General features: G+C 54.4%; 11 protein-coding genes, 1 rRNA gene and 1 riboswitch. Of the genes, 9 read left to right on the top strand and 3 right to left on the bottom strand.

Features of this window, described 5'->3' with window-relative positions; translation table 11 throughout:
• Positions 1-244: 244 nt before the first annotated feature.
• Entirely contained in the window at positions 245-1,396 is a 1,152-nt protein-coding gene (gene argE, locus Q1L34_RS25550; protein WP_004869442.1) for an acetylornithine deacetylase, read from the bottom strand.
• A 178-nt stretch (positions 1,397-1,574) separates the two neighbouring features.
• On the opposite strand from argE, the gene argC reads away from it, so the two are divergent.
• The 4 genes from argC (at position 1,575) to oxyR (ending at position 6,033) form a co-directional block, all read left to right on the top strand.
• Positions 1,575-2,579: an N-acetyl-gamma-glutamyl-phosphate reductase gene (gene argC / locus Q1L34_RS25545; RefSeq protein WP_004869444.1), complete on the top strand. Its 1,005-nt coding sequence runs from the start codon at positions 1,575-1,577 to the stop codon at positions 2,577-2,579.
• 6 nt (positions 2,580-2,585) lie between these two features.
• Complete coding sequence (gene argB, locus Q1L34_RS25540) at positions 2,586-3,362, top strand: acetylglutamate kinase (RefSeq protein ID WP_088402725.1); 777 nt, start codon at positions 2,586-2,588, stop codon at positions 3,360-3,362.
• A 103-nt stretch (positions 3,363-3,465) separates the two neighbouring features.
• On the top strand, positions 3,466-4,839 hold the full coding sequence (gene argH / locus Q1L34_RS25535) for an argininosuccinate lyase (protein WP_152309098.1): 1,374 nt from the start codon (positions 3,466-3,468) through the stop codon (positions 4,837-4,839).
• Between the two features lie 276 nt (positions 4,840-5,115).
• Positions 5,116-6,033, top strand: a complete 918-nt coding sequence (gene oxyR, locus Q1L34_RS25530; RefSeq protein WP_004869452.1) for a DNA-binding transcriptional regulator OxyR — start codon at positions 5,116-5,118, stop codon at positions 6,031-6,033.
• Here oxyR and sthA read toward each other — a convergent pair.
• On the bottom strand, positions 6,016-7,416 hold the full coding sequence (gene sthA / locus Q1L34_RS25525) for a Si-specific NAD(P)(+) transhydrogenase (RefSeq protein WP_004869456.1): 1,401 nt from the start codon (positions 7,414-7,416) through the stop codon (positions 6,016-6,018). The two genes, oxyR and sthA, sit on opposite strands and share 18 nt — an antisense overlap.
• Before the next feature lie 196 nt (positions 7,417-7,612).
• Between sthA and fabR the strand changes: the two genes are divergently transcribed.
• Together fabR and Q1L34_RS25515 are read left to right on the top strand one after the other, a co-directional pair.
• A complete protein-coding gene (gene fabR, locus Q1L34_RS25520; RefSeq protein WP_004869459.1) occupies positions 7,613-8,248 on the top strand; it encodes an HTH-type transcriptional repressor FabR in 636 nt (211 codons plus the stop codon).
• A 15-nt stretch (positions 8,249-8,263) separates the two neighbouring features.
• The gene (locus Q1L34_RS25515; protein WP_004869462.1) at positions 8,264-8,623 is read left to right on the top strand and encodes a YijD family membrane protein; all 360 of its coding nucleotides are present in this window, start codon (positions 8,264-8,266) and stop codon (positions 8,621-8,623) included.
• 55 nt (positions 8,624-8,678) lie between these two features.
• On the opposite strand, the gene trmA is transcribed toward Q1L34_RS25515, so the two are convergent.
• Positions 8,679-9,779, bottom strand: a complete 1,101-nt coding sequence (gene trmA / locus Q1L34_RS25510) for a tRNA (uridine(54)-C5)-methyltransferase TrmA (RefSeq protein ID WP_015585422.1) — start codon at positions 9,777-9,779, stop codon at positions 8,679-8,681.
• Positions 9,780-9,894: 115 nt separating this feature from the next.
• A riboswitch (cobalamin riboswitch) is annotated at positions 9,895-10,074 on the top strand.
• Between the two features lie 67 nt (positions 10,075-10,141).
• Here trmA and btuB point away from each other — a divergent pair.
• The 3 genes from btuB to Q1L34_RS25495 all read left to right on the top strand — a co-directional run bounded on the left by btuB (position 10,142) and on the right by Q1L34_RS25495 (position 14,724).
• Entirely contained in the window at positions 10,142-12,010 is a 1,869-nt protein-coding gene (gene btuB, locus Q1L34_RS25505; protein WP_004869468.1) for a TonB-dependent vitamin B12 receptor BtuB, read from the top strand.
• Positions 11,955-12,806, top strand: a complete 852-nt coding sequence (gene murI, locus Q1L34_RS25500) for a glutamate racemase (protein ID WP_004869471.1) — start codon at positions 11,955-11,957, stop codon at positions 12,804-12,806. Before btuB ends, murI begins: the two co-directional genes overlap by 56 nt.
• Positions 12,807-13,184: 378 nt before the next feature.
• Positions 13,185-14,724: ribosomal RNA gene (locus Q1L34_RS25495) — 16S ribosomal RNA — on the top strand.
• Positions 14,725-14,805: the final 81 nt, after the last annotated feature.

Genomic DNA, 14,805 nt, shown 5'->3' with positions numbered 1-14,805 from the left:
CACCCCATCTCATTTTATTTTGTTATACCCGGCACTCTGCAACGTTGAGCGGCGGATAAGCAGCCGTCTTTTATAAAGCCACGTAAAAACCCCCACGTCAATTGTTGCGAAATCGCTTCAGCAAACGAATAAATGGCGGCAATTTGCGAAATTTAACTCAGACGTCGCTTGATAAGCGTTGCTTATGGAAATGTGACCAGAATCACCGTTCCGCCCCAGGAAAAGGGGCGGGATCCGCTGGCTTTTAGTGCCAGCAGAAATGGTGGACAACCTGCGTAATCAGCTCACGGGTCGGCTTGATAAAGCGGGTTTCCAGATATTCATCCGGCTGGTGGGCCTGATTAATAGAGCCTGGACCTAAAACCAGCGTCGGGCAGAGCGTCTGAATAAACGGCGCTTCGGTGCAGTAGTTCACGACTTCAGTTTGTGCGCCGAGTAGCTTTTCAACGACCTGGACCAGCCGGTGGTCCGGCGGGCATTCGTAACCCGGAATCGGCGGATGCAGCTCGGAGACGGTCAGGCGACCCGGCCAGCGTTCGCTAACCGGTGCCAGCGCTTCATCCAGCAGTCCGTTGAGATCGTTGAGCGTCATGCCCGGAAGCGGGCGAATATCCATATGCAGCTCGCAGCAGGCGCAGATTCGGTTTGACGCGTCGCCGCCATGGATAGCCCCGAGGTTGAGTGTCGGATAGGGTACGGTGAAGGCATCGTAGTGATAGCGCTCTTTCAGCGAGTCGCGCAGCTGCATGATGCGACCAATGGCATCGTGCATCAGCTCAATGGCGTTGACGCCGCGCGCCGGATCGCTGGAGTGGCCGGACTGCCCCTGGATACGGATGGCGTTGGACATATGGCCTTTGTGCGCGCGTACCGGCTGCAGAGAGGTTGGTTCGCCGATGATGGCGCAATCCGGGCGTAGCAGGGTCGTTTCGGCAAAGTAACGGGCGCCGGCCATGCTGGTCTCTTCATCGGCGGTAGCCAGGATGTAGAGCGGTTTTTTCAGCTTACTGACATCGACATCGCGCAGGGCATCAAGAATAAAGGCAAAAAAGCCTTTCATGTCGGCGGTGCCGAGGCCGTACAGCTTGTTTTCGTGCTCGGTGAGGGTGAAAGGATCGCGGGTCCAGCGGCCGTCATCAAAGGGAACGGTATCCGTATGGCCGGCGAGAAGCAGGCCGCCAGCGCCGTGGCCGGTACTGGCCAGCATATTGAATTTGTTGCGCGTATCTGGCACCGGCTGCACTTCGACATTGAAGCCGATTTCGCGGAACCAGCCGGCGAGTAAATTGATTAAAGTCTCATTACTTTGATCCAGCGCCTCTTCGGTTGCGCTGATGGAAGGTGTGGCGATCAATGCGCGGTAAATCTCGATAAAGGGTGGTAAATTGTTTTTCATTGTTGACACACCTCGGGTCATGATAGTATCAATATTCATGCAGTATTAGTGAATAAAAATACATTATCGTTGAGCGTAAGAAAACCCATAAAATGTAGGGAAAGTGCTTACGGCTTAACAGGGTGAGGAAGAGAAATGCTTCCTGGACAAATATGACGTAAGAAGGTGAAGAGCCCCGATGTTGAAGACGCTGATTGTGGGTGCCAGCGGTTATGCCGGCGCAGAGCTAGTGACCTATGTAAATCGCCATCCTCATATGACCATAACCGCTTTGACGGTCTCCGCGCAAAGCAATGATGCAGGGAAATCAATTTCCGATTTGCATCCGCAGCTGAAAGGCATTGTGGATTTACCGCTGCAGCCGATGTCAGATATCAGCGAATTTAGCGCCGGGGTGGATGTCGTCTTCCTCGCTACCGCCCATGAAGTGAGCCACGACCTGGCGCCGCAGTTCCTTGCCGCAGGCTGCGTGGTGTTCGACTTATCCGGCGCCTTCCGCGTAAATGACGGTGCGTTCTACGAAAAATATTACGGCTTTACTCATCAGCATCCGGCCCTGCTTGAGCAGGCGGTATATGGCCTGGCAGAGTGGAGCGTCGACAAACTGAAAGAGGCGAATCTGGTCGCCGTACCGGGCTGCTATCCAACGGCGGCTCAGCTGTCGCTGAAGCCGTTGATCGATGCGGACCTGCTGGATCTTACCCAGTGGCCGGTGATCAACGCCACCAGCGGCGTCAGCGGTGCGGGACGTAAAGCGGCCATCGGCAATAGCTTCTGTGAAGTCAGTCTGCAGCCGTATGGCGTGTTCAACCATCGTCACCACCCGGAAATCTCGACCCATCTTGGCGCAGAGGTGATTTTTACGCCTCATCTCGGCAACTTTAAACGTGGGATTCTGGAAACCATTACCTGCCGCCTGAAGCCGGGCGTCAGCAAAGAGCAGGTTGCCGGTGTGTTCCAGCAGGCGTATGCCGATAAGCCATTGGTACGTTTATACGATAAAGGCGTGCCCGCATTGAAAAACGTCGTAGGTCTGCCATTCTGTGATATCGGTTTTGCGGTTCAGGACCAGCATATCATCGTGGTGGCGGCGGAAGATAACCTGCTGAAAGGCGCGGCAGCACAGGCAGTACAGTGCGCGAATATTCGTTTCGGCTTCGCTGAAACGCAGTCTCTTATTTAAGGTGTGATGATGAACCCATTAATTATCAAACTCGGCGGCGTTTTACTCGACAGCGAAGAAGCGCTGGAGCGTCTGTTTACCGCGCTGGTCAATTATCGTGAAACGCATCATCGCCCGCTGGTTATTGTTCACGGCGGCGGCTGTGTGGTGGATGAGCTGATGAAGCAGCTCAACCTGCCGGTGAACAAGAAAAACGGTCTGCGGGTGACGCCTGCGGATCAGATCGACATTATTACCGGTGCGCTGGCGGGAACCGCGAATAAGACGCTGCTGGCATGGGCGAAGAAACACCATATTATGTCCGTTGGCCTGTTCCTTGGCGATGGTGACAGCGTGAAGGTCACTCAGCTTGATGAAGATCTGGGCCACGTTGGCCTGGCGCAGCCGGGATCGCCGGCGCTGATTAACACCCTGCTGGCCGGCGGCTACCTGCCGGTAGTCAGTTCGATCGGCGTGACCGATGAAGGAGAGCTGATGAACGTGAATGCTGACCAGGCGGCCACTGCGCTGGCGGCGACCCTCGGCGCGGATCTGATTCTGCTTTCCGATGTCAGCGGTATTCTCGATGGTAAAGGCCAGCGCATCGCGGAGATGACCGCGGCGAAGGCGGAGCAGCTGATCGAACAAGGCATTATCACTGACGGCATGATCGTCAAGGTGAATGCCGCGCTGGATGCGGCGCGCGCGCTGGGACGCCCGGTGGATATCGCCTCCTGGCGTCACGCGGAACAGCTGCCGGCATTATTTAATGGCACGCCTATCGGCACGCGTATTCTGGCTTAATATTTCATGCCCGGCGGCGTATTGCTGGCCGGGCCTACAAGACGGTAGGTCGGGTTAGCGAAGCGTCACCCGGCAGAACTAAACGAATTTAAGGAAAATGGTTATGGCACTTTGGGGCGGGCGTTTTACTCAGGCAGCAGATCAGCGGTTCAAGCAGTTCAACGACTCTTTGCGCTTCGACTATCGCCTGGCGGAGCAGGATATCGTTGGCTCTGTTGCCTGGTCTAAAGCGCTGGTGACGGTGGGCGTTCTGAGTGCCGCTGAGCAGCAGCAGCTGGAAGAGGCGCTCAGCGTGCTGCTGGAAGAGGTGCGGGCGAATCCGCAGCAAATTCTTGCAAGCGATGCGGAAGATATCCACAGCTGGGTGGAAGGTAAACTGATCGACAAAGTGGGCCAGCTGGGTAAAAAATTGCATACCGGGCGTAGCCGTAACGATCAGGTCGCAACCGACCTGAAGCTGTGGTGTAAAGATACCGTTGCGGAGCTACTCTCTGCGAACCGCCAGCTGCAAAGCGCGCTGGTGGATACGGCGCAGAACAACCAGGATGCCGTTATGCCGGGTTATACCCACCTGCAGCGTGCGCAGCCGGTGACGTTCGCCCACTGGTGCCTGGCCTACGTTGAGATGCTGGCGCGGGATGAAAGCCGCCTGCAGGATACCCTTAAGCGTCTGGACGTCAGCCCTCTGGGCTGCGGTGCGCTGGCGGGTACCGCCTATGATATCGATCGCGAGCAGCTGGCTGACTGGCTGGGTTTTGCTTCGGCGACCCGCAATAGCCTGGACAGCGTTTCTGACCGTGACCACGTACTGGAGCTGCTCTCCGATGCGTCGATTGGCATGGTTCACCTGTCACGTTTCGCCGAAGATCTGATTTTCTTTAATACGGGCGAAGCCGGTTTTATTGAATTATCCGATCGCGTTACCTCCGGTTCCTCGCTGATGCCACAGAAAAAGAATCCAGATGCGCTCGAACTTATCCGCGGAAAATGTGGCCGTGTTCAGGGTGCCCTGACCGGAATGATGATGACTCTGAAAGGTCTGCCGCTGGCCTACAATAAAGATATGCAGGAAGACAAAGAAGGGCTGTTCGACGCGCTCGATACCTGGCTTGACTGCCTGCATATGGCGACGCTGGTGCTGGATGGTATTCAGGTCAAGCGTCCGCGTTGTGAAGAGGCGGCGCAGCAGGGCTACGCAAATGCGACCGAACTGGCGGATTATCTGGTTGCGAAAGGCGTACCGTTCCGTGAAGCGCACCATATCGTCGGGGAAGCGGTTGTTGAAGCGATCGCCCAGGACAAACCGCTGGAAGACCTGGCGCTGGCCGACCTGCAGAAGTTTAGCAGCGTGATTGCCGACGATGTCTATCCGATTCTGTCGCTGCAGTCTTGTCTGGATAAGCGCTCGGCAAAAGGCGGCGTCTCGCCGAAGCAGGTTGCCCAGGCGATTGCTGACGCGAAACAGCGTCTGGTGTAAATCCTCGCCGCCCCTGAATGATTCCAGTGGGATGAGTGAGAAAAGAGGCTCGGGCTATGTCCGGGCTTTTTTATGCAAAAAAAAGCGGACACAAGGTCCGCAAAAGTTCACGTTGGCTTTAGTTATCTGGTCAGGGAATATGCTGAGGCAATGTCGTGATTTTCTGACTTTTGCCTCGTTTCTGGGTTTATTATTGAACAGAAAACTTGATAGGGATAATCGTTCGTTGCTATGCTATCTATCGCCATGAACTATCATGGCGACGGAGGATGAATAATGAATATTCGCGATCTTGAATACCTGGTTGCGCTAGCCGAGCACCGCCACTTCCGGCGCGCGGCGGACTCCTGCCACGTCAGCCAACCCACGCTTAGCGGACAAATCCGCAAGCTGGAGGATGAACTTGGGGTCATGTTGCTGGAGCGCACCAGCCGTAAGGTTCTGTTTACCCAGGCCGGACTGTTGCTGGTGGATCAGGCGCGTACCGTGTTACGCGAAGTCAAAGTGCTCAAGGAAATGGCAAGTCAACAGGGTGAGACCATGTCCGGGCCGCTGCATATTGGCCTGATTCCGACCATTGGCCCTTACCTGTTGCCACAAATCATACCGATGCTGCACCAGACGTTTCCCAAGCTGGAAATGTACCTGCATGAAGCCCAAACGCATCAGCTGCTGGCCCAGCTGGACAGCGGCAAGCTGGACTGCGCGATCCTCGCGCTGGTGAAAGAGAGCGAGGCCTTTATCGAGGTGCCGCTGTTTGACGAGCCGATGATGCTGGCAATCTACGAAGATCACCCGTGGGCAAATCGCGATCGCGTGCCGATGTCCGATTTGGCCGGGGAGAAGCTGCTGATGCTGGAAGATGGCCACTGCCTGCGCGATCAGGCGATGGGGTTCTGTTTTGAGGCCGGTGCGGATGAAGATACGCATTTCCGCGCGACCAGTCTCGAAACGCTGCGTAACATGGTGGCCGCAGGCAGCGGGATCACGCTGCTGCCGGCGTTAGCGGTGCCGCAGGAGAGAAAACGCGATGGCGTGGTCTATATTCCGTGCATTAAGCCGGAACCGAGACGAACGATCGGGTTGGTTTACCGCCCCGGTTCCCCGCTGCGCAGCCGCTACGAACATCTGGCGGAGGCCATCCGCAGCACCATGGATGGCCATTTCGACAAAGCGTTAAAACAGGCGGTTTAAGCCGTTTAGCGCGGCAACCCGATAGGCTTCCGCCATGGTCGGGTAGTTAAAGGTGGTGTTGACGAAGTACTCAATGGTGTTACCACCACCTTTTTGCTCCATAATCGCCTGGCCGATATGAATAATCTCGGCCGCGCGCTCGCCAAAGCAATGAATCCCAAGGATCTCTTTCGTTTCCCGATGGAACAGGATCTTCAGCGTGCCCACGCTCATGCCGACGATTTGCGCCCGTGCCAGATGTTTAAACTGCGCGCGGCCCACTTCGTACGGTACCTTCATGGCGGTCAGCTGCTGCTCGGTTTTACCGACGGAGCTGATTTCCGGGATGGTATAGATACCGGTGGGGATATCCTCGATCAGATGGGCAGAAGCCTCACCTTTAATCAGCGCCTGCGCGGCGATGCGACCCTGATCGTAAGCGGCTGATGCCAGACTTGGATAACCGATGACGTCGCCTACGGCATAGATATGCGGCAGCGCGGTCTGATACATGCTGTTGACCTTGAGCTGACCGCGGCTATCGGTTTTCAGACCAATATTTTCCAGTGCCAGGGAATCGGTGTTACCGGTACGCCCGTTGGCGTACAGCAGGCAATCTGCTTTTAGTTTTTTACCCGATTTCAAATGCATGATCACGCCGTCATCAACGCCTTCAATCTTCTCGTACTCTTCGTTGTGGCGAATAACCACACCGCTGTTCCAGAAGTGGTAGGAGAGGGAGTCGGACATCTCCTGATCGAGGAATGCCAGCAGACGATCGCGGGTATTTATCAGGTCCACTTTGACTTCCATACCGCGGAAAATGGACGCGTACTCACAGCCAATCACCCCGGCACCATAGATAATGACGTGGCGGGGCTCGTGCTGCAGGCTGAGAATAGAATCGCTGTCGTAAAGGCGCGGGTGGGAAAAGTCGACATCAGCCGGATGATACGGACGGGAGCCGCAGGCGATGACGAATTTCTCCGCGGTGATCGTTTCGACGGTGCCGTCGTGACATTCCAGGGCGAGCGTGTGTTCATCAACAAAGTGCGCGTTGCCCTGCAATATTTCGCAGTGGTTGCGCTCATAGAAACCCTGACGCATATGGGTCTGCTGGTTAATGACGCTGTCGGCATGGTTAAGAATGTCGGCGAAGGAAGAACGAAGAAGACGGGAATGGTCGCTGTAGAGAGGGTTTTGGTTAAACTCGATAATACGACTGACGGCATGGCGGAGGGCTTTCGACGGGATGGTACCCCAGTGGGTACAGCCGCCGCCGACGTTATGATAGCGCTCAATAACGGCGACGCGCGCTCCCTGTTTAACCAGTCCCATCGCAGCACCTTCACCGCCAGGGCCGGAACCAATCACTATTGCATCATAATCCCAAGAGTGTGACATGGCATTACTCACCTGTTTTATACATAAAATAAACACGATGATAACATTCGCCGGGCTTTAACCCAATTATCGTTGTGCTTTTTTGCGGCATAAAAGCAGATTCGGCTCGTAAACAATCATTCACAAACCTGGCTAAACCGATTAGTTTTAATCTCTGGTATAGTGCCAACAGGTCTATTGGAAGGATTCAGACATCGTGATGGGCGTAAGAGCGCTACAAAAAGAGAAAACCCGACGTTCGCTGGTCGAGGCCGCATTCAGCCAGCTGAGCGCTGAGCGGAGTTTCGCCAGCTTGAGTTTGCGCGAAGTTGCGCGCGAGGCGGGGATTGCACCAACGTCCTTTTATCGCCATTTTCGCGATGTTGACGAACTCGGTCTGACGATGGTCGACGAGAGCGGGCTCATGCTACGTCAGCTGATGCGTCAGGCGCGGCAGCGTATCGCCAAAGGCGGCAGCGTGATTCGCACCTCTGTCTCCACATTCATGGAATTTATAGGTAATAACCCAAACGCTTTCCGTCTGTTGTTGCGGGAACGTTCTGGCACATCCGCGGCGTTTCGTGCCGCCGTGGCGCGTGAAATTCAACATTTCATCGCGGAACTTGCCGATTATTTAGAAATCGAAAACCATATGCCGCGCGCCTTTACCGAAGCGCAGGCTGAAGCTATGGTCACTATCGTTTTCAGCGCGGGCGCTGAGGCGCTGGACGTCAGTCCTGAACAGCGTCGGCAGCTGGAAGAGCGACTGGTACTGCAGCTCAGAATGATCTCGAAAGGCGCGTATTACTGGTATCGCCGCGAACAAGAAAAAATGTCAAATCATTCCGAATAACGTGAAGGACGAGCAATGAAACACTCAGTTCAAGATAAAGGTACGCTGCTGCTGGCGCTGATCGCTGGTTTATCCATTAATGGAACCTTCGCCGCGCTGTTCAGCTCGATTGTTCCCTTTTCCATCTTCCCGGTTCTGTCTTTGCTGCTGACAGTTTACTGTCTGCATCAGCGCTACCAGAACCGCAGTATGCCCGTGGGGCTGCCTGGCCTGGCGGCGGCCTGCTTTATTCTCGGCGTTCTGCTGTATAGCACCGTGGTACGCGCGGAATATCCGGACATCGGCTCCAATTTCTTCCCGGCCGTGCTGTCGGTGATTACCGTGTTCTGGATCGGCTACCGGATTCGTAACCGGAAGGATGCGGCGGCAGAGTAACCGCTTAACGCCAGAACCCGGCAAGTATCGTGGTGCCGGGTTCTGTAAAAATCGCCTACTTGCGGGTTAATAAGACGCCGCACTCCATATGATGGGTGTACGGGAACTGATCGAACAGCGCCAGACGCGTGACGTCATGGGTCTGGCTTAAGGTTTCCAGATTCTGGCACAGGGTCTCCGGATTACAGGAGATGTACAGAATACGCGGGTACGCCTGCACCATCTTCTCGGTTTCACTATCCAGCCCGCTGCGCGGCGGATCGACAAAAATCGTCTCACACTGATAGCTTTTCAGGTCAATACCCTGCAGACGATTAAACTCCCGGACACCGTTCATGGCCTGCGTAAACTCTTCCGCCGACATACGGATAATCTGCACGTTATCAATATGGTTAGCCGCAATGTTGTACTGCGCTGCCGCGACCGACGGTTTGGCGATTTCCGTTGCCAGTACGCGATCGAAGTTGCGCGCCAGGGCCAGCGAGAAGTTACCATTGCCGCAGTACAGTTCCAGTAAATCTCCCGTCGCCTCTTTGGTGGCGTCCAGCGCCCACTCCAGCATCTGGATATTCATGGCGGCATTCGGCTGAGTGAAGCTGTTTTCTACCTGGCGGTAGATCATTTCGCGACCGGCAACCGGCAGACGCTCATCGATGTAATCTTGATCGAGCTCGATTTTGGTTTTGGTGGCCCGGCCAATCAGATGCACGTTGAGGTTTTTCGCGCGCAGCGCATCGCGCAGGATCTCGGCCTGCTGGCGCCACTCATCGTCGAGTTTTTTGTGGTACAGCAGCGATACCACGGCCTGGTTGCTCAGGGTCGTCAGATAATCGACCTGGAACAGTTTATGGCGCAGAACCGGGTTATCGCGCACGCCGTCAAGAATCTCGACCATCAGTTGATTGATGAGCTCACTTGCCGCCGGGAAGCTATCGACGCGAATCCGGGATTTCGTCTGCTGATCGAACATGATGTGGTACAGGTCGTCACCGTCATGCCACAGGCGGAATTCAGCACGCATACGATAATGACTTACCGGCGAACGAAACACCTCCGGAACCGGCGCGGCAAAAGGCACCATCATTTTTTGCAGACGGACGACTTTTTCTGCCAGCTGCGCTTCATATTGTTCGGTCGGAAGGTGTTCTGGGGTCATGATGCATCCTGAATAAAATAAGTACGCGGGGATTGTAGGGAAAGCGTAGGGGATGTCCAGCCCGGAGAAGGGATCAAATATAATTATAGAAGTCTGGACATCTATATGTTTCTAATTATAGCATTGTGTAACCGGTCCTGTGAGTTAAAAGGGAACCCAGTGCAAATCTGGGGCTGACGCGCAGCGGTAAGGAAGGTGGGATGAACGCATTATGCAGACACTGCCGATGTCAGGTGGGAAGTCCTCATCCATAACACGCCCCAAGCCCGAAGACCTGCCGGAATACGTCGCATTTGGTTTCTATCATCGCGTGCTACTGATGAAACCAGCGGCATCCTTTATATGTTACGGATGCTTTTACAATGATTAAAAAAGCTTCGCTGATGACGGCTCTCTCCGTCACGGCATTTTCCGGCTGGGCGCAAGACAGCAATTCAGATACGTTAGTGGTGACAGCAAATCGTTTTCAACAGCCGGTCAACACGGTTCTTGCACCGACCGACGTAGTTACCCGGGAAGATATCGATCGCTGGCAGGCGAAGGATTTGAATGACGTTATGCGTCGATTGCCTGGGGTGGATATTGCCCAGAATGGGGGGATGGGACAGAGCTCTTCTTTATTTGTCCGCGGGACCGAGGCCAAACAGGTTCTGGTGCTGATCGATGGCGTTCCCATGCCGCGCCCCGGTATTACAAACAACCCTGACCTCAATCAAATACCGCTTTCTCTGGTACAACGCGTGGAATACATCCGCGGCCCGCGTTCGGCTATTTATGGTTCCGGCGCGATGGGTGGCGTAATTAACGTCATCACCCATTCTGATAAAGAAGAATCTAAGGTCACCGCAGGCGTCGGTTCTGAAGGCTATCAGCAATACGACGGCACGCTTCGCCATCGTTTCGGTGATACGGTGGCGACGGTCGCCGGTTCCTATGAGGGCAACAAGGGCTTTAACGTTCAGCCTGACTCGAGCTGGTCTCACGATCAGGATCGCGATGGTTTCCGCAGCAAAGCGTTCTGGGGCGGTCTTGAACATAAATTTAACGATAATCTGAATGGCTTCTTCCGCGGGCGTAGCTATACCAATAATAGCGATTACGATCTGGGGAGCCCGCCATACAGCCCTGCCTACAGTGCAGATGAAGAGCAGCTCTATAACCAGAGCTGGGACGCGGGCCTGGCATTCAGCTCCGGGATCTACTCTTCACAACTGATTGCCAGCTACCAGAAGGTCAAAGACTACAACTACAGCAGCATATACGGCCGGTACAATGATGGTACGACGCTCGATCGGATGACTCAGCGTAACCTGCAGTGGGGCAATAACGTTATTGTTGGCCACGGTTCGGTGAGCGCCGGCGTCGACTGGCAACAGCAGCGGCTGACCTCGTCGGATACGGTCATATCGGATACCTACAAGCGTGATAACACCGGCCTGTATCTGACCGGTCAGCAGCAGTTTGGCGATGTGACGCTTGAAGCGTCCGGTCGCGAAGATCATGACGAGCAGTTTGGCTGGCATGGGACCTGGCAGACCACCGCCGGTTGGGAGTTTGTGGAAAACTATCGCGTGACCCTCGGCTATGGTACCGGCTTCCTCGCGCCTTCACTGGGACAGCAGTTTGGTTCGACCCGTTTTGGTATCAGTTCAAATCCGAACCTGAAACCTGAAGAGTCCCAACAATGGGAAGCCGGACTTGACGGTCTCACCGGCCCGCTGGACTGGCGCCTGTCTGCGTATCACTACAAGATCACCAATCTGATTACCTATTACTCGGATCCTGTCACCTATGAAGGCGAGTATGACAATATCAATGCCGCAACCATTAAAGGTGTTGAGTGGACCGGTAATATCGACACCGGCATTTTCAGCCACCGCGTCACGTTGCAGTACGTCGACCCGCGTAATGATGACAATGGTGAAGTCCTGGCCAGACGCTCTAAGCGACAGGCGAAGTACCAGGTGGACTGGACGATGTTCAACGTCGATATGGATGTATCGTGGCAGTATTACGGTAAACGCTACGATAACAACACGTCTCAGTACAATAATACGCAGCGCATTTTGCCAAGCTACAGCACGCTTGATGTATCTGCCGCGTATCCGATCACCGATCGCCTGACAGTTCGTGGTAAAATAGCTAACCTGTTCGATAAAGATTACGAGACAGCTTATGGCTACCAAACTGCAGGACGAGAATACTACTTGTCTGGCAGCTACACCTTCTGATCCACGTCCCACCGTGCTGGTGTTTGACTCCGGCGTCGGTGGGTTGTCGGTTTATCATGAGATTCGGCAACTGCTGCCGAATCTGCATTACATCTACGCTTTCGATAACGTGGCTTTTCCTTACGGGGAGAAGAGTGAAGAATTCATCGTTGAACGCGTGCTCGAAATCGTCACTGCCGTTCAACAACGTTATCCGCTGGCGCTGGCCGTCATTGCCTGTAACACCGCCAGCACAGTCTCTCTTCCCGCCCTTCGTGAAAAATTCGCCTTTCCTGTTGTGGGCGTCGTCCCGGCGATTAAGCCTGCGGCCCGCTTGACGGCGAATGGCGTCGTCGGCCTGCTGGCGACGCGCGGTACGGTCAAACGCCCCTATACGCGTGAGCTGATCAGCCGCTTTGCGAATGAATGCAAAATAGAGATGCTGGGCTCCGCGGAGCTGGTCGAGCTGGCGGAAGCGAAGCTGCACGGCGAACCGGTCCCGCTGGAGGAGTTGCGGCGTATTCTGCGCCCGTGGCTGCGAATGGCGGAGCCGCCTGATACGGTGGTGCTGGGCTGCACGCATTTTCCTCTTTTACAGGAAGAGCTGCAGCAGGTGCTGCCGGAAGGTACCCGGATGATTGATTCCGGTGCTGCGATTGCTCGTCGTACCGTCTGGCTGCTGGAACATGAGGCGCCAGATGCGAAATCCAGTGACCCGAATATGGCTTATTGCATGGCGCTGACGGCAGAAACTGAACAACTTTTACCCGTTTTACAGCGTTACGGCTTTGAGAAGCTCGAAAAACTGCCACTTTAATGGCGTTTTGCACAAAAAAGAGACGGTTGAAAAGTTTTTTTAAAACAGGGCTTGTCAACGTCTCAGAACTCCCTATAATGCGCCTCCACTGACACGGAACAACGGCTTACAGGCCGCCGGGTTAGCGGGGTTCAGCGATGAACACCGGCAGAGAAAAGCAAAAATAAATGCTTGACTCTGAATGAGGAAAACGTATTATACGGGACCTCGCGACAGAGCGCTCAGCGCCGTCGCACTGCTCTTTAACAATTTATCAGACAATCTGTGTGGGCACTCAAAGTGACATGGATTCTTAACGTCCTCGGACGAAAAATGAATACCAAGTCTCTGAGTGAACACGTAATTCATTACGAAGTTTAATTCACGAGCATCAAACTTAAATTGAAGAGTTTGATCATGGCTCAGATTGAACGCTGGCGGCAGGCCTAACACATGCAAGTCGAGCGGTAGCACAGAGAGCTTGCTCTCGGGTGACGAGCGGCGGACGGGTGAGTAATGTCTGGGAAACTGCCTGATGGAGGGGGATAACTACTGGAAACGGTAGCTAATACCGCATAACGTCGCAAGACCAAAGTGGGGGACCTTCGGGCCTCATGCCATCAGATGTGCCCAGATGGGATTAGCTAGTAGGTGGGGTAATGGCTCACCTAGGCGACGATCCCTAGCTGGTCTGAGAGGATGACCAGCCACACTGGAACTGAGACACGGTCCAGACTCCTACGGGAGGCAGCAGTGGGGAATATTGCACAATGGGCGCAAGCCTGATGCAGCCATGCCGCGTGTATGAAGAAGGCCTTCGGGTTGTAAAGTACTTTCAGCGAGGAGGAAGGCGTTAAGGTTAATAACCTTGGCGATTGACGTTACTCGCAGAAGAAGCACCGGCTAACTCCGTGCCAGCAGCCGCGGTAATACGGAGGGTGCAAGCGTTAATCGGAATTACTGGGCGTAAAGCGCACGCAGGCGGTCTGTTAAGTCAGATGTGAAATCCCCGGGCTCAACCTGGGAACTGCATTTGAAACTGGCAGGCTTGAGTCTTGTAGAGGGGGGTAGAATTCCAGGTGTAGCGGTGAAATGCGTAGAGATCTGGAGGAATACCGGTGGCGAAGGCGGCCCCCTGGACAAAGACTGACGCTCAGGTGCGAAAGCGTGGGGAGCAAACAGGATTAGATACCCTGGTAGTCCACGCTGTAAACGATGTCGACTTGGAGGTTGTTCCCTTGAGGAGTGGCTTCCGGAGCTAACGCGTTAAGTCGACCGCCTGGGGAGTACGGCCGCAAGGTTAAAACTCAAATGAATTGACGGGGGCCCGCACAAGCGGTGGAGCATGTGGTTTAATTCGATGCAACGCGAAGAACCTTACCTACTCTTGACATCCAGAGAACTTAGCAGAGATGCTTTGGTGCCTTCGGGAACTCTGAGACAGGTGCTGCATGGCTGTCGTCAGCTCGTGTTGTGAAATGTTGGGTTAAGTCCCGCAACGAGCGCAACCCTTATCCTTTGTTGCCAGCGATTCGGTCGGGAACTCAAAGGAGACTGCCAGTGATAAACTGGAGGAAGGTGGGGATGACGTCAAGTCATCATGGCCCTTACGAGTAGGGCTACACACGTGCTACAATGGCATATACAAAGAGAAGCGACCTCGCGAGAGCAAGCGGACCTCATAAAGTATGTCGTAGTCCGGATTGGAGTCTGCAACTCGACTCCATGAAGTCGGAATCGCTAGTAATCGTAGATCAGAATGCTACGGTGAATACGTTCCCGGGCCTTGTACACACCGCCCGTCACACCATGGGAGTGGGTTGCAAAAGAAGTAGGTAGCTTAACCTTCGGGAGGGCGCTTACCACTTTGTGATTCATGACTGGGGTGAAGTCGTAACAAGGTAACCGTAGGGGAACCTGCGGTTGGATCACCTCCTTACCTGAAAGAACCTGCCTTTGTAGTGCTCACACAGATTGTCTGATGAAAAGTAAATAGCAAGGCGTCTTGCGATTGAGACTT

Source organism: Klebsiella ornithinolytica (assembly GCF_030505655.1).
Classification (GTDB): domain Bacteria; phylum Pseudomonadota; class Gammaproteobacteria; order Enterobacterales; family Enterobacteriaceae; genus Klebsiella; species Klebsiella ornithinolytica.
This window is presented reverse-complemented; position numbering and strand designations above follow the sequence as displayed.